This is a genomic window from Companilactobacillus sp. HBUAS56275, from assembly GCF_036913655.1.
GTDB lineage: Bacteria > Bacillota > Bacilli > Lactobacillales > Lactobacillaceae > Companilactobacillus > Companilactobacillus pullicola.
On the sequence record NZ_JAYKKK010000003.1, the window covers coordinates 105,828 to 121,367 of the forward strand.

At 35.2% G+C, this 15,540-nt stretch carries 14 protein-coding genes; 1 reads left to right on the top strand and 13 read right to left on the bottom strand.

Annotated features, from left to right (window positions below):
- Positions 1 to 38: 38 nt before the first annotated feature.
- On the bottom strand, positions 39 to 425 hold the full coding sequence (locus tag U8526_RS07030; RefSeq protein ID WP_334341249.1) for a ComF family protein: 387 nt from the start codon (positions 423 to 425) through the stop codon (positions 39 to 41).
- Between the two features lie 290 nt (positions 426 to 715).
- Positions 716 to 2,026, bottom strand: a complete 1,311-nt coding sequence (locus tag U8526_RS07035) for a DEAD/DEAH box helicase family protein (RefSeq protein ID WP_334341250.1) — start codon at positions 2,024 to 2,026, stop codon at positions 716 to 718.
- Positions 2,027 to 2,056: 30 nt separating this feature from the next.
- On the opposite strand from U8526_RS07035, the gene U8526_RS07040 reads away from it, so the two are divergent.
- The gene (locus U8526_RS07040) at positions 2,057 to 2,695 is read left to right on the top strand and encodes a YigZ family protein (protein WP_334341251.1); all 639 of its coding nucleotides are present in this window, start codon (positions 2,057 to 2,059) and stop codon (positions 2,693 to 2,695) included.
- A gap of 45 nt (positions 2,696 to 2,740) precedes the next feature.
- Here the strand turns inward: U8526_RS07040 and U8526_RS07045 are convergent, their stop codons facing one another.
- The 11 genes from U8526_RS07045 to U8526_RS07095 form a co-directional block, all read right to left on the bottom strand.
- On the bottom strand, positions 2,741 to 3,451 hold the full coding sequence (locus U8526_RS07045) for a YxeA family protein (RefSeq protein WP_334341252.1): 711 nt from the start codon (positions 3,449 to 3,451) through the stop codon (positions 2,741 to 2,743).
- Between the two features lie 141 nt (positions 3,452 to 3,592).
- The gene (locus U8526_RS07050; RefSeq protein WP_054643132.1) at positions 3,593 to 4,678 is read right to left on the bottom strand and encodes a glycosyltransferase family 4 protein; all 1,086 of its coding nucleotides are present in this window, start codon (positions 4,676 to 4,678) and stop codon (positions 3,593 to 3,595) included.
- 111 nt (positions 4,679 to 4,789) lie between these two features.
- Complete coding sequence (rny, locus tag U8526_RS07055; protein ID WP_334341253.1) at positions 4,790 to 6,355, bottom strand: ribonuclease Y; 1,566 nt, start codon at positions 6,353 to 6,355, stop codon at positions 4,790 to 4,792.
- 130 nt (positions 6,356 to 6,485) lie between these two features.
- Positions 6,486 to 7,610, bottom strand: a complete 1,125-nt coding sequence (gene recA, locus U8526_RS07060) for a recombinase RecA (RefSeq protein WP_334341254.1) — start codon at positions 7,608 to 7,610, stop codon at positions 6,486 to 6,488.
- A gap of 88 nt (positions 7,611 to 7,698) precedes the next feature.
- The gene (locus U8526_RS07065) at positions 7,699 to 8,238 is read right to left on the bottom strand and encodes a CinA family protein (protein WP_334341255.1); all 540 of its coding nucleotides are present in this window, start codon (positions 8,236 to 8,238) and stop codon (positions 7,699 to 7,701) included.
- Positions 8,239 to 8,261: 23 nt separating this feature from the next.
- Entirely contained in the window at positions 8,262 to 8,846 is a 585-nt protein-coding gene (gene pgsA, locus U8526_RS07070) for a CDP-diacylglycerol--glycerol-3-phosphate 3-phosphatidyltransferase (protein ID WP_334341256.1), read from the bottom strand.
- A gap of 74 nt (positions 8,847 to 8,920) precedes the next feature.
- Positions 8,921 to 9,763: a helix-turn-helix domain-containing protein gene (locus U8526_RS07075; RefSeq protein ID WP_334341257.1), complete on the bottom strand. Its 843-nt coding sequence runs from the start codon at positions 9,761 to 9,763 to the stop codon at positions 8,921 to 8,923.
- A 65-nt stretch (positions 9,764 to 9,828) separates the two neighbouring features.
- Positions 9,829 to 10,551, bottom strand: coding sequence for an elongation factor P 5-aminopentanone reductase (gene ymfI, locus U8526_RS07080; protein WP_334341258.1), 723 nt, complete (start codon positions 10,549 to 10,551; stop codon positions 9,829 to 9,831).
- A gap of 3 nt (positions 10,552 to 10,554) precedes the next feature.
- Entirely contained in the window at positions 10,555 to 11,793 is a 1,239-nt protein-coding gene (gene yfmH / locus U8526_RS07085; RefSeq protein WP_334341259.1) for an EF-P 5-aminopentanol modification-associated protein YfmH, read from the bottom strand.
- On the bottom strand, positions 11,790 to 13,070 hold the full coding sequence (gene yfmF, locus U8526_RS07090) for an EF-P 5-aminopentanol modification-associated protein YfmF (RefSeq protein WP_334341260.1): 1,281 nt from the start codon (positions 13,068 to 13,070) through the stop codon (positions 11,790 to 11,792). The genes yfmH and yfmF overlap by 4 nt, the downstream gene beginning before the upstream one ends.
- Positions 13,067 to 15,460: a DNA translocase FtsK gene (locus tag U8526_RS07095; RefSeq protein ID WP_334341261.1), complete on the bottom strand. Its 2,394-nt coding sequence runs from the start codon at positions 15,458 to 15,460 to the stop codon at positions 13,067 to 13,069. The genes yfmF and U8526_RS07095 overlap by 4 nt, the downstream gene beginning before the upstream one ends.
- Positions 15,461 to 15,540: the final 80 nt, after the last annotated feature.

Sequence of the window (15,540 nt, forward strand, 5' to 3'; positions counted from 1 at the left end):
AATTATAATATTCTTACGCCCATATGACAACGTTTTCACTACCTTGATAATGAAAACGTGTAAATATTTTTAAATCCATGGGTTAAAAATATATCATGGGCATACATCAAAGTCCGTCCTGTCGTGTAAATATCGTCTAATATCAAAATCTTTTGATCCTTTTGTATTTTATTAATTTCTGGCAAAGCGGAAAAAGTTTGGGGTGTCTGCATTCTTTCCAAACGATTTTTTTGAGCTTGCGGTTTGTCGGCATCAATTTTAAACAAAAGCTTCTTCAGATCAAAGATATCAGCGTACAATTCATAAACAGGATCAAAACCACGCTTTTCAAAATGACTCTGACTTGCAGGAACGTATGTAACCACATCAAAGTTATGTTTTAAAGACCAACTCTTTATATCTTGATAAAATAATTTTGATAACAAGATATCTCCATATCGTTTATACAGCTTGAAATAGCTGTGTATGAACTGATTATACTCAAACAAAGCCTGATGACAATTGATTTTGCCATATTTTTGTTCCCAAATGAGACAATCTGAGCAGATTCCCTCACTATTCGGTTTAAAACATCGTGGACAATTATTACGATTTGCCAAAGGCACCAATTGTTTCCGACATAAATCACAAATATAATTCGGTATAATTTCTTTTAAAAAAAGTATTTCAGATATTTTTAAATTATTCGTTATTTCGGCTCCACAGTTTAGACATTTCATTTCTTTACCTGTCGATTTAAATATTTTATTTCCTTACAAGCTTGGTAAATCTGTTGATTGTAATAGTGATAATAAAAATGTACTTCATCATCAAAATATTTTTTATCCCGTCCCGCACGACCGGCAATTTGAATTAGGGATGTTTTAGAAAATTCTTTAGCATCAGCATTTAAAACTAACACCATCACCCTTTTAAAGGTCACCCCTCGTTCCAAAATTGTGGTCGTTAAAATAACCTGGACCTGCTTTTCACGGAATTGTTGAACCTTTTCTAATCGTCGTTTATCTAAAGAACTGACACTTACAAACGATAAATTTGGATAATATTGTTTCAATTTCTTAGCAAATCTTTCCATAACTGGTATTGATGGAAAAAAGATCATCAAACGTAGCTGATTGTTCATAACCTGTTCAAATCTCAAACGCAATCTTGGATTAATACCAAGGAAATCAATCTCCTTAAACAACAAATGACAGTGCGGTTCCGGTAATGGATGACCATGAAATCTTTGATATAATTTAGAAAGTGTTATTTGACCTAGTTCGACTTTTTTCAAAATTTCTTTAGGTGGCGTTGCTGATAAATAAACGGTCATTCCAATTTCTTTTCGGGATTTTTTAATTGCCTGATGCAACATTTGATTGCCGGCTAAAGGATAAGAATCGACTTCATCAATAATCAAAACGTCAAAGGCCTTTTCGAATCTCACCAATTGGTGAACTGTCATGACAGAAATTTGAGTAAGGTGATATCTTTCCAGACTTTTACCATGAAAGAGTCCTATCGTCGTTGTAGGAAATACTTTTTGCAATCTCGGAAAAAGCTCAATACAGACATCGACTCTCGGAGAACAAATGGCAATTCGTTGTCGATTGATCAATGCTCGTTCAATCAATGGAAAGATCATTTCAGTTTTACCAGCACCCGTTACTGCCCAAACCAAATGATCTTGATGATGCTCAAAGGCATTTAAAAGCTCGTGGACGCCTCTTTGTTGGTTGGCTGTCAGTTTACCATTCCAATTTAAATACACTTCTTGAGCTGGAAATATAGTGTCTGAGCTAGTAATTAGTAAGTCATCACTTGTATTGATTTTTCCTAGATTGATACAATAACGACAATAATCATATTTCTTGGGTTTTAAAGACAATTTCATCAAGCAACGACGGCAGAGTCTTTCACCTTTGACCTGACAGATACTCTTAGTCTTCAACGCTCCTAAGTTAATTAACTCTTGTTGTAAATTCAAATCTAATTCTTTGGCATTAAAAATTCTGCCACCGAGATACTCATCTAAATTAGTCATAATTAAAATTACGTAAAGGAGAATATTTTTTTGCAAAATTATAAAACGATTGCCGAAGCTGGTAGTCACGAAAAAGATATTAAAAAATCACGCTTTATTGCTCACATTGCTCAAACTTTCTCTGAAGATGAGGCTAAAGCCTTTATTCAAAAGATCAGAGAACAGGAATCTGGAGCAACCCACAATTGTACGGCCTACATCGTTATGGAAAATGTCAAAATTGAACGTATGTCTGACGATGGCGAACCCAGTGGTACAGCAGGTCCTCCAATCTTAAATGTCCTTCAACAGCAAGATCTTTTAAATGTGACTGTTGTTGTAACTCGTTACTTTGGGGGGATTAAGTTAGGTGCTGGTGGGCTAATCAGGGCTTACTCTTCAACAACTGCTGAAGCGGTTAAAGAAATCGGCTTAGTCGAAAATCGTATTCAACAGGGATATGAATTGGCAATTCCTTATCATATGTTCGATAAATTTGATAATTACGCTCAGAAAGAAAAAATTAATTTAGAAGATAAACAATTCTCAACCGACGTTAAATGTCAGATTTTCTTAGACTTAGATAGTGCTGAGCAAACCGTTCAAAATATTAAGGATCTCTTTCAAAATCAAATTACGTTAAAAGAAACTGAAAAAACTTACAAACAGGTGCCCATTGAAGCAAATTAAAAACTCTCAATCAATTCTAAAAAACGAATTGATTGAGAGTTTTTATTATTCATAGTCCCCATTACTTAAACCAAAGTGCTTATCAGAACCTGGAATCCCTCCATCACCATACTTCTTCATAACTTTGACATTTTTAGCCATTTCATCATAATCCTTGTACATATAATTTCGATAGATCTTAGGAATTACATCCCGTGATATAAAACTGATTCTAGAGACGTACAAGCCTCTATGTTGCACCATCACATAATCTTTGTCCTTTGGATGTAAGCCACCATAAAAGTCTAATAAGGTTGAATTACCCCATTCATCGTCAACCACAACAATATCTTTATATGGGGCGCCTGCTTTTAAAGTTTTATTCTCAGGTAAGGGAGCATATCCTATTTCAGTCTTTATAAATGGATTAAACCGATCTACCCACTGATTCTCATATTGGTAGTTTGTAAGAAAGGTTCCCAGTCCAACAACAACCAGAAAAATTGCTACGACCCCTATCAACCAATATTTATAAACATTTTTCATTTTCAAATCTTTATCAATTTTTTCCACCGTTGTTACATCTCCCTTTAAAAATTCATCCAAGGATATCTGCAAAATGGAACTTAAATTAATCAATAAAGAAATATCAGGATAAGTTCTTCCTGTTTCCCAGCTCGAAATTGTTTTATCAGAAACATTCAACTTCTGCGCTAATTCTTTTTGCGTTAAATTTTCTGCTTTTCGATACTTCTTCAATTGCTCACTTAATTTCATTTTTCATATCTCCTCAATTTCCATTAAAAGGGGTGTCATCTATTTATACTACCTACATACTGTTGAATCCAGTCTATCGGTATCTAGCAATTGTAGAGTCGTTATTAGATACAAAAAAAACAGGCGCTATAACGGCGTCTGCTAATCTTTTTTTTCTAATCGTTTAATAAATTTTTGAATTGCATGTAGTAATGGTTGACGATTATCACCAAGTAATCCTATTGACTCAATAAACAGTTCCAAACCAATCAGAACTCCGATTGTTAACAAAACACTGCCCCAGAGAGTCGATAATGGATAGAGCATGGAAATAAAGGCAAAGACCAAAGATAATCCATAGATGACCAACACAGTTTGACGATGTGATAATCCTAGTTGCATTAGTCTATGGTGCAAGTGATGTTTATCAGCCTGCATGATTGGCTTCTTGTTCAAAAGTCTTCTTAAAATTGCATAAACTGTATCAGTAATTGGAACACCCATGATAACAACTGGCATTAATAAAGTAATGAAAGTCACATTTTTTAAACCCTTCAATGAGAAGACTGCCATCATAAAGCCAATAAAAAGTGATCCCGTATCACCCAAAAAGATGCTAGCTGGATGAAAATTATGCGGTAGAAAACCTACTAGAGCAAATACCAAAGCAAAAATCCAAATAGCCACATAGACATTGGTTAGATTTAAGAAGAAGTAAGCCATAACTCCCATGGTAAATAAGGCAATAATCGAAACACCAGTCGCCAATCCATCTAACCCATCAATTAAATTGACGGCATTAGTAATGGCAATGATCCAAATGATCGTTATTGGTAAACTCCACCAACCAAGTTCAAATGAACCAATAATTGGTAAAGTTACTTCATTCATTCTGATACCAGCTAAGAAATAAATAACTAGAGAAGCTGCAAAAATACCCGCTAATTTAGCTTTAGGTGATAATTCCCGTATATCATCAATAATTCCTGTTAAGACAATAATACATTCCGCTAAGAAAACACTGAATAACTCATGGGTTGGGAATTGTTCTCGCAACAAAGCAAACGTAGCAAAATTAAATGCGATAAAAATGGCTAGCCCACCCATCGTAGGCATTGGCTTTATATTCACACGCCGTGCATTTGGTTTATCAACAGCACCCAAAATATAGGCTAATTTCACTACGAAAGGAGTTATTATAGCCGACAGAATCATCGTTAAAAATAATTTTACTATTACACTAAACATACCCGACATTTTTGAAAAACTCACTTTCCGTTAATAAAACAATTATACAATACCTATAGCCTAAACAAAAAACAAATTAAAAAAGAGCGTATCAAACGATACACCCCCATTTTATTTAGCTAATTCTACTTTTCTAACTTCACGGACCACTGTAACTTTAATGTGACCGGGATATTCAAGATTTTGCTCAATCTCGCCCTTAATATCACGAGCTAGAATTGCTGCTTGGTCATCTGAAATCTCTTCTGGTTTAACCATAACACGGATTTCATGACCTGCTTGAATTGCATAACAATGATCAACACCATCATGCTTATTAGCAATTTCTTCAAGTTTCTCGAGACGATGAATATAATTCTCCATCGATTCTGATCTAGCACCAGGACGTGCTGCAGAAATTGCATCAGCAGTTGCAACGATTGTTGCAATAAATGATGTTGGTTCAACATCCCCATGATGTGAAGCAATTGTATTAATAACTACTTCTGGTTCTTTATACTTAGTTGCGATATCAACACCTATTTCTACGTGTGATCCATCAACTTCGCGGTCGATGGATTTACCGATATCGTGTAATAAACCTGCTCGTTTTGCTAACATAACATCTTCACCCATTTCAGCAGCCATTACAGCGGATAACTTGGCTACCTCGATTGAGTGACTCAAAACATTTTGACCGTAACTTGTACGATATTGCATACGTCCAATGATCTTAATCAAATCTGGATTAATGGAACTGATGCCTAAACTATAAATTGTTTGTTCACCAATCTCACGAATATGATCATCCATTTCTTTTCTAGCCTTATCGACCATTTCTTCGATACGAGCTGGATGAATTCTACCATCTTCAATTAATTTTTCCAAAGCCATTCTTGCAATTTCTCTTCTGACAGGATCATAAGCACTTAAAGCAACCGCTTCAGGTGTATCATCAATAATCAAATCGACTCCAGTTAGAGATTCAATTGTACGAATATTTCTACCTTCACGTCCAATGATTCTTCCCTTCATGTCCTCATTAGGCAATGTAACGGTAGTAACAGTTGATTCAGATACTGTATCAGCTGCACTTCTTTGAATGGCAGCAACAATCAAGGCCTTAGCATCTTTTTCAACATGTTGTTTGGCCTGTTCGTTACTTTCCTTAATCATTTTGGCACGTTCATGTACCAATTCCTTGTTCAACTTACCAAGAATAATCTTTCTTGCTTGTTCACGTGTTAAGTTACTTACTCTTACCAGCTCCGCTTGCTGTTCATTAAGAGTTTCAGTCAATTGTTTATCTTTTTCACTAAGTTTCTGTTGTCGTGCCGAAATATCGTTCTCGTTATTTTCGATATTTTCCTCACGCTTTTCAAGCGATTGGTCTTTTTTATCCAAAATGTCTTGTCGTTCGAGAATACGATTTTCTTGTCTCTGAACATCTTTACGACGTTCCTTCAATTCATCTTCTTGTTTCTCACGATATTGATGAATCTCATCTTTAGCTTCAAGAAGCTTTTCCTTTTGCAAGGATTTAGCAGCTTTTTTTGCATCTGAAACAATATCTTCAGCAGTTTGTTTAGCTTGTGAAAGTTTCTTTTCGTAAGCATCCTTACAGAGAGCATATCCGAAGAGTATACCTACGATCAATGTTACTAGAGCGAAAGAGAAGGTTATGATAGCTGGATACATGCTATCACCTCCATATTTGCTTTTTTTAAAAGATTTGTTTGTAAAATGTATTGTTACAAATTATTTACATACAACTTAATATTATAGAATAAATATGGCCTGTCAACCAAATAAAAAGAAAAAAAGAGACTTATTCAGTCTCTTTTTTATTTGAATCAGGAATTAAATCGATACTTTCGTTCTTTTTTGAAGAATCTTTAGTATCTTTTTTTGCCTTGGAATCATCCTTATCATCTTCTGATTCAGCTTCATCTTTAGCAACTCCATCCATACCATATGCTGTACGAACTTTTTGTTTAATCTCGTCCATTTTTTCAGGGTTCTCAGCCAAGTAGGTCTTAGCATTCTCACGACCTTGACCAATCCTTTCATCGCCATATGAGTACCATGATCCACTCTTGTCGATGATATCTTTATCAACCGCCATGTCGACCAATTCACCGGTTTGAGAAATCCCCTTACCATACATGATATCAACTAAAGCAACCTTAAATGGTGGCGCAACTTTGTTCTTAACAACTTTGATTTTTGTACGGTTACCAATTACATCTGTACCGTCTTTGATTTGTTCTGCACGACGAACTTCTAGTCTAATTGTTGCATAGAACTTCAAAGCACGGCCACCAGGTGTTGTTTCAGGGTTACCGAACATAATACCAACTTTTTCACGAATTTGATTAATGAAAAGTGCAATTGTTTTAGTTTTGTTGATAGAACCAGAAAGCTTACGTAATGCTTGTGACATCAATCTTGCTTGCAAACCAACGTGAGAATCACCCATCTCACCTTCAATTTCAGCACGTGGTACTAAAGCGGCAACAGAATCGACAACAACAATGTCGACTGCCCCACTACTTACCAATGCATCAGCAATTTCTAGTCCTTGTTCACCAGTATCAGGTTGGGATAGCAATAAATCATCAATATTAACGCCTAAAGCCTTAGCATATTCTGGATCCATGGCATTTTCAGCATCAATATAAGCGGCTGTTCCGCCTTGCTTTTGTACTTCAGCAACGGCGTGTAAAGCTACAGTTGTTTTACCAGAACTTTCAGGTCCATAAATTTCAACGATTCTTCCTCTTGGAAATCCACCAACACCTAAAGCATTGTCAAGAGCCAAAGAACCAGTGGAAACAGTCGAGATTTGAGTGTTAAGGTCATCACCCATTCTCATAATGGCACCTTTACCAAAGTCCTTTTCAATCTTCTTTAAGGCTACATCTAAAGCCTTTTGTCGTTCATCTTTAGCCAAATTGCTTTCCTCCTAATGCATTCATCATTAAGTATATTATTAGTAATCGACGAAAAAAGCAAGAAAAAAGCGAACAAATGTTTGTTCGTTATATTATTTCTTGAATGAGAGCAAATCCACACAAAACTGACTTCAAACGAATTGCTTGCCTTGTACCTTCAAAATGAAATTTTTTAATAACTTCTTGATGATTTTGACGATTGCATGCTCCTATAAAAACAGTCCCCACAGGATTTCCTTCTAAAGGATCCGGTCCAGCTACCCCTGTAAAACCAAGGCCAATATCAGCATTTAACTTTTTAGCCGACAATTCAGCCATAGCTTTAGCTACAGGATTACTGACTACCGTATATTGTTCAATCAATTTGGGATCCATCCCTAACAGTTGGACCTTAACTTCATCAGCATAAGTAACAAAACCACCATCAAAAACATTCGAAGCTCCAGGAACTGAGGCAATTGTCGCTTGAAACAATCCGGCTGTTAAACTTTCAGCAGCTGTTACTTTTAATCCATTTTGTTTAAGTTTTTCAACTGTTTCCGTAGAAAAATCAGACCATTTTTGTGGCAATCCTTTTTCAAAATTAGTCTGTTCAACTTCTTTTAAAATTTCGATTGATTTATTCATTGCTCTCTCTTTCAAATTACGTATTAACTTTTAAAAATATCTCTTGCTTGATAGAAATAATCAGCACCGGAATAAATAGTAAAAATTAAACAAATATATAAGAAAATTTGTCCGATAGGAATATTGATTGCTGAGAAGAAAATATTGTTCATTAATAAGAAAATAATAGCAATCATTTGTGTAGTGGTTTTAATCTTACCAGGCATTTGAGCAGCCATGACTTTACCACCTTGTTCAAGAACGATTGTTCTAAGACCTGTAACAGCTAATTCACGACAAACAATAATTGCGACAACCCATGCCGGTGCCATATTAAAACTTACTAAGAAAATAAAAGCAGTCATAACTAACATTTTATCTGCCAAAGTATCCGCAAATTTACCAAAATTAGTTACTAAATGATGCTTACGAGCAATTTTACCATCAGCTAAGTCTGTCAATGAGGCTACGATGAAAACCACTGTTGCTAAAACGCGATTCATCGGAATCAAATTGTCTAGAACGTAAAGATCTCCCAAATCTGACCAACCAAAAGCCAATAGAATAATAAATACCGGAATTAAAATAATTCGAATCATAGTTAATTTGTTAGGCAAATTCCATACCATTAAAATATCCTCCAATAATAACTCTTTTTTACAAAATAATGGTGTCCACTCTTATTAGATTAGACACCATTACTTTATTTTTCAACATTAAATGTAAGTGTTTTGACAATTGAACTCTCACTGTCAGTAGTTCCTAAATCAAGCTTGTTACCATCAATAGTAATTTCTGTATTGTTGATATTACCAGTTTGAATCTTGAAACTAGTTGTATCAGCAGGCACTGTTGTTTCTTTCTTTTCACCGTCGCTCAATGCTTGTTGCCAAGTTGTGTTTGAACCCTCAGTAAATTGAATCCAGGCTTGACCACCTTTACCAGTTACAACGACTTTTAAACCAGCTGAAGGCATGTTTGTAACAGTATATGTGTTATCACCTGATGACTTAACACTAACCGTCTTAGTTGCTGTTTTCTTTTTAGCAGTAGCCTTCTTAGTTGTTTTGGTTGATTTCTTAGCCGTCTTCTTAGTCGTTTGAGTAGTATTGTCCTTTGGAATTGTTACACTTGATGCATTTTGATTACGATGTACCATTCCAAAAGCAATTACCGCGATGATAACAATAACGACGATACCTACAATAATTTGAGGAATATAGTTTCCTAAATTAGAAAAGAATGAATTTGATTCTTCTTTGATAGAACGTGTTTTTGTTTCTTGCGGTGTTACCTCTTGTGACGGTTGAGAATTAGGAATATCAGCTTTATATTCCTCTAGCAAATCATCACTAGAGATCCCAACAGCATCAGAATATTGTTTTATAAAAGCTCTAACGTAAAAATCACCGGGAAGATGATCGAATTGACCTTCTTCAATAGCAATTAAATAACGTTTTTGAATTTTTGTGATTTGTTGTAAATCATCAATTGTGTAGCCTTTTTTGATACGTGCATTTCTTAATTTTTGGCCAATTTCATCCATTTTTTACCACCGATTAACTAATTTTTCTAAGTATAACATAAATTATTATCTAACTACTAACGAGCTTATAACAACCAACCACCCGCAAAATAAATCGTCTGTCCAGTTAGATAATTCGACTTGATATTGACAAGATAACTGACTAAATCAGCTATCTCATCAGGGTTTGCCAGCCTATCAGCCGGAATTTCTTCTTTAACATTTTCCAAATCTTCACTTGAAAACTCTTGTGTATTCATCTTCGTATTCACAGCTCCGGGAGCCACAACGTTTACTGAAATTCCTAACGAAGCAACCTCTTTGGCGTACGCATCCGCAAAAGAGGACATGGCACCTTTAACAGTACTGTAAACGACTTCCATAGCTGAACCAACTTTGCCATAAATTGAACCAATAAAGACAATTCTCCCATGATGGGTCTTGGCCAACTTATCTTGCAGTTGTTTCAAAATTAAAATTGGTAATTTAACATGAATGTTCCACAATGAATCAATTTCTGATTCCGAAATATCAACTAATAATTTATAGTACGTATTTCCCTGTGCAAAAACGACTGCATCCAATCCAAAGATTTGCTTCGTCAAATCCTCAACTTGATCGTGTTCCATATCGAATTTGATTGGTATGAAATCCTGTTTTGGATACTTTTCAACGAGTTGTGCTCGTAATTTCTCAATACGTTCAGCGTTTTTATTGTAATGCAAGTATAGTGACCAACCCTTAGCGGCTAGATTTTTAGCACTACTTGCTCCAATATCCCCTGAACTACCCATGATCAATGCATACATAGCTTACTTCCTATTTGGTAATAGATTATAGTAGGTGCAATTCTTGTCTTCTAAAAACTGTTTTGAAACTGCTAATAAGTCATCACGATGAATTGAATTGATCATATGAATTAATTCGAGATAATCTACATCATAAAAATACAATTCAGCCATTTGATTGGCGATTGCCTCCGGCGAATTCTGCGCAAACAAATATGCACCAATTGCATCACGCTTGATACGTTCAAATTTAACATCTGTTAAGACTTTTTTCAGCCCTTCGTATGACAAGTGTTTTTGAAGATAATCCTGAAATTGTTCGGGATTATTAGTTGACCCACTAATAATGATAAAACAATAGTTGTTTTCTGCAACCACATTATAAGAAAAACTATCATCAATTATTCCTAAACGGTTCATTTCTTGATAATTACTGGATGATTCACCAATTAGAGTCTCCATTACCATGTTCATCTCAAATTGTTTCTTAACTAACTCATAGCCCGTCATATCAGTATCAATTCTAATACCATAGGCGGATCTACCTTGACTGATATCCATTTCTTCTTGACCACCTAAACCAATAGGCATCAATTTATTAAAAGTTTTTTCTTGTGGTTGACCTAAAGTTTGAAAATCAGATTTCTCTACAATATTTTCAATTTTTTCAGGATCCACATCACCAACAATAACCAAATCCATATTACTTGGACGATAATTGTCTTGATACGCTTGTAATAAATTCTTTTGATTAATTTGTTGTAAATTATCGCTTGTTCCAGCAATATCTTCAGCAATGGGGTCATTTGGATAGAGTTGCTCCAAGATTCTTTGTTCTAGAACAAATTCGGGCATATCCAAATACATTTGTATCTCTTGATTAATAATTCCTCGTTCTGAAGCGACATTTTCTTCAGTGAAATGAGGATTCTGTACTAAATCCAATAATATTTTTAAATTATCATATGGATTTTCTAAGGTTTGAAATAAATAAGCTGTTTTCGTGTAACTCGTATAAGCATTTGAATTAGCGCCATATTTAGCAAATTTCTCTGATATATCGTATCCGGGTTTAGCAAATAACTTATGTTCAATAAAATGTGCGATCCCTGCTGGTAGAGTCTTTACGCCTTGTTTAGTATCGACTGAGCCAAAGTTAGCCATAACAACACTATAAACTTGGTTAAAACCAGGCAATGGCACAACTTCAATTTCAAAACCGTTTGCCAATTTTTTACTATATTTTTGTAATCTCTGTGTCATTTATAATCTCCAATCAATTGATACTGCGCGATAGCATGCATGTGTGCGGCAACGCTTGCTACATGCTTTTTATCTAAATTGTTCAATTCATCTTCAAATTGTTGATTGCTCAACAAAGTCTTTGGATAAATCGTTTCCCAAATACTGCGCATAATATAATACTGAATTGAATCGGTAGATATTTTTCGACGTGTGAGCATTACCTTCTGAGCATGTTTTATCTGATCATCAGTAACTTTTCCGTCTTTGATATAAGCAATTTGATCATTGATTAATGACAGTGCCTCTTCAATTGAGTCAGCATCCAATCCTGCTTGGATTGTTACTAAGTGACTGATTGGTTGATAAGTACTAGAAACTGAATAAGCTAAACTGTTCTTTTCACGTACTTGTAAAAATAATTGTGACTGATCATCGCCACCCAAAATCAAGTTCATAACTTGCGGCGCCATACGATTGAAATCTTTAGTTACACCTTCAGTCGCATAAGCCAAACCGATACGACTCTGATTCAAATTTTTATGTTCGATCTGATTAGCTGGATGTTTAATTAAATCATCAAAATTACTAAAAGAGATAGTCAAATCATTGCGATCACTCTTCAACTTTTCAGCAAAAATACTTTCATTCAAATATTCCAGAAATTCCGTCTCGTCAATATTTCCCACTACATTGATAATTACTAGATCATTATCAATAACGTCTTGATAAGTCTTCAAAAGTTCATCATTTTGAAGTTTTTCTAGTTGATCAATACTCCCAAAAATTGGCACCTGACGATTAGGATCATCACGATAGATCAATTTAATCAATCCGAGTGAACTGACTAAATCTTGATTATCTTGAATTGATGACAAATTAGACATCAAATTACGTTTCTCAGTTGAATAGGCCTCATCATCAAAAACTCCACCATTCAAATTGGGTTTAAAAATAATTTCTCCTAATAAATCTAAATTGTCTTTGATTTGTGTCTGTCCATCAATCAAGAAGTTAGGATCAGCGAACTCCACACTAAAAGCCAAATCGTTAAAATTAAGCAAATTACGTGTATAGACGTTTATCTCCGACCCGTAGAGATCCATTTCACGGTCATTTATCGCTTGAAAACTGGGATAATCCTTCGTCGAATTAGACAAAACATTGGCCAATAAGCGTCGACTGGTTGTCTCATCTTTATTTAATGGACGTAAAAAGTCTACTTGAATCTTAATAGTTCGAAATTTCTTTATTGGATTAATATTCAAAAAAATATTCTTTGCTAATTTTTTTTTCAATTTTTCACCTGATTTTTCCTAATTGTTTCTAACTGTTCTTCAGTAATTAAAACTTTTCTTGGTTTACTACCCTCTGATGGTCCAACTATACCTTTATTTTCCATCTCATCAACCATTCTGGCTGCACGATTATAACCAATTTGGAATCGTCTTTGAAGCATTGAAACGCTGGCAGATTGTTGTTTAACTATCAAGTCGACAGCATCGTCCCAATATTCATCATTTGGTTTATCGTCACTTGCAGAACCATCATCAACGTCAGTGGGTATCATATCTTCATCGTAATCTGCTGATTGTTGGCTACTTACGAAATTAACTACATTTTCTACCTCTGATTCAGAGATATAAGCTCCTTGTAGACGAATTGGTTTACTCTTACCAATTGGCTGGAATAACATATCTCCACGTCCTAAGAGCTTCTCAGCACCCACAGAATCCAGGATAGTTCTCGAATCGACCCCACTAGAAACAGCAAAAGCCATACGTGAAGGAATATTAGCCTTAATCAAACCAGTAATAACATCAACTGATGGACGTTGCGTCGCGATAATAATATGTAAACCAGCTGCACGAGCCATCTGAGCTAAACGTACAATAGCTGCTTCAACTTCGTGTCCGGCAACCATCATCAAATCTGATAGCTCATCAACTATAACGACGATATAAGGAAGGCGTTCCATCTTATCCTCGTCTGCTGCCGTTTTATTGAACTTGTCAACATCAGCATTATATTCACCAATATTACGGTGACTGGTTTCTGCAAACAATTTATAACGGCGTTCCATTTCTTGAACAGCCTTTTGTAACGCACCAGCCGCTCTTCTCGCATCAGTAACAACCGGAATCAAAAGATGAGGAATTCCGTTATAAACATTCAATTCAACCATCTTTGGATCAATCAGAATCAACTTAACTTCACTAGGTTTAGCTTTCATCAGAATACCAGTGATAATTGTATTGATAGCTACAGACTTACCACTACCGGTTGAACCTGCAATCAATAAATGCGGCATCTTGGTAATATTAGCTTCAATAATGTTACCTGAAACTTCTTTTCCCAGCGGAACGACCAATGGATGTGTCTTATCCTTTTGGTTCTCTGTTATATCACGGAATGAAACGGTCGAAATTGTCTGATTAGGTACTTCAATACCAACAAAGGATTTACCAGGAATCGGCGCTTCAATACGAATATCCTTTGCGGCAAGTGCCAAAGCAAGATCATCCGCTAAATTAACGATCTTACTTACCTTGACGCCGACAGCCGGTTGAACTTCGTACTTGGTAATAGTTGGTCCTAAACTAGCTTTCTTAACTTCAACATCAACACCGAAACTCTTAAAGGTCTGTTTTAACTTATCCTTGTTGTCATCAATTAATTTTACTTCAGCACTCTGATCAGTCTGAGGAATTTGCTTAAGTAAATCGGGACCAGGTAATTTATAATCACTGTCATCAGTCTCAGTTGACTTGGAACTCACTGGTTCAGGTAAATCCTTATCCTTAGTTCCATCAATTCCATATGGCTTAGAAACAACCTCAGCCGTACTTTCTGAACTAGTATTAGCTAAATCAGGTTGTAATTCTGGCGTCTTAGGTAAATCAATGTGGAAATCAGAATCATCACTTGTTGTTTCTGGTTCCTTTTTAGCAAAACTATTAACATCCTTAAACTTACTATCATCTCGTTCTACTACAGGTTCTGGTTTAATAGCCTGTGATGCTTTTTTCTTTTCTACTGCTCTTTGATCAACATAGTCCCCGTACTTACCAGTGGCAGAATCTTTCATTTTAATGACTAAGTGCTTAAAGTAAACCAAAACGTTAGTTGTTACGATCGATACTTGTTTCATCGTTACATTAAATAGCATTAATATTCCAATAAAAATAATTAAAGCCGTTACAAAATAAGTCCCAACGGTAGAAAACATAGGCATAAAGAAACTGTATAAATATGAACCAATCATACCGCCACCGACTGAATTATCAACTGAAACTTGAGTCATATCAGCTGCCAAAGTGTTCCATGTTACTAAATTATAATTATGGTATAACGACATATTGGAGAAAAATATACCATGCAAAATAATCAACGATCCTAAATATACAAACAATAATCCAAAGTTTCGCTTAGGTGTCATCATCGGTATTCTACCCGTTGCGATAACAAATGTCGCCACAAAAATACTAATGATCAATAAGACTGGATAGCTGTCTCCTACTAACATTCGATAAAGGTTATCAAACGTTTTACCAACAATTCCAAATTTAAATAAACCTAAAATTGACAATATTATCCAAATCAAACTGATCAACGATCTAATCAATCGCGAATTATCTGTAGTTGTTTTTCTCTTTCTAGGCTTTGTAGTTGCCTTTTTTCTTGCCATAAATACCTCACACATTTCTTAAATAATCAACTAAAATTATACCTTTTTTGATACTTAAAAAAAACAGCCCATATGGACTG

Excerpts from the sequence above, each read along its gene's own strand:
- U8526_RS07050 (WP_054643132.1), bottom strand. The coding sequence starts at position 4,678 with ATGTTTAGTGTAATAGTAAAATTATTTTTAACGATGATTCTGTCGGCT.
- ymfI (WP_334341258.1), bottom strand. The coding sequence starts at position 10,551 with ATGTATGCATTGATCATGGGTAGTTCAGGGGATATTGGAGCAAGTAGT.
- U8526_RS07065 (WP_334341255.1), bottom strand. The coding sequence starts at position 8,238 with ATGAATAAATCAATCGAAATTTTAAAAGAAGTTGAACAGACTAATTTT.
- pgsA (WP_334341256.1), bottom strand. The coding sequence starts at position 8,846 with ATGGTATGGAATTTGCCTAACAAATTAACTATGATTCGAATTATTTTA.
- U8526_RS07075 (WP_334341257.1), bottom strand. The coding sequence starts at position 9,763 with ATGGATGAAATTGGCCAAAAATTAAGAAATGCACGTATCAAAAAAGGC.
- rny (WP_334341253.1), bottom strand. The coding sequence starts at position 6,355 with ATGTATCCAGCTATCATAACCTTCTCTTTCGCTCTAGTAACATTGATC.
- U8526_RS07045 (WP_334341252.1), bottom strand. The coding sequence starts at position 3,451 with ATGAAATTAAGTGAGCAATTGAAGAAGTATCGAAAAGCAGAAAATTTA.
- yfmH (WP_334341259.1), bottom strand. The coding sequence starts at position 11,793 with ATGACACAGAGATTACAAAAATATAGTAAAAAATTGGCAAACGGTTTT.
- U8526_RS07035 (WP_334341250.1), bottom strand. The coding sequence starts at position 2,026 with ATGACTAATTTAGATGAGTATCTCGGTGGCAGAATTTTTAATGCCAAA.
- U8526_RS07095 (WP_334341261.1), bottom strand. The coding sequence starts at position 15,460 with ATGGCAAGAAAAAAGGCAACTACAAAGCCTAGAAAGAGAAAAACAACT.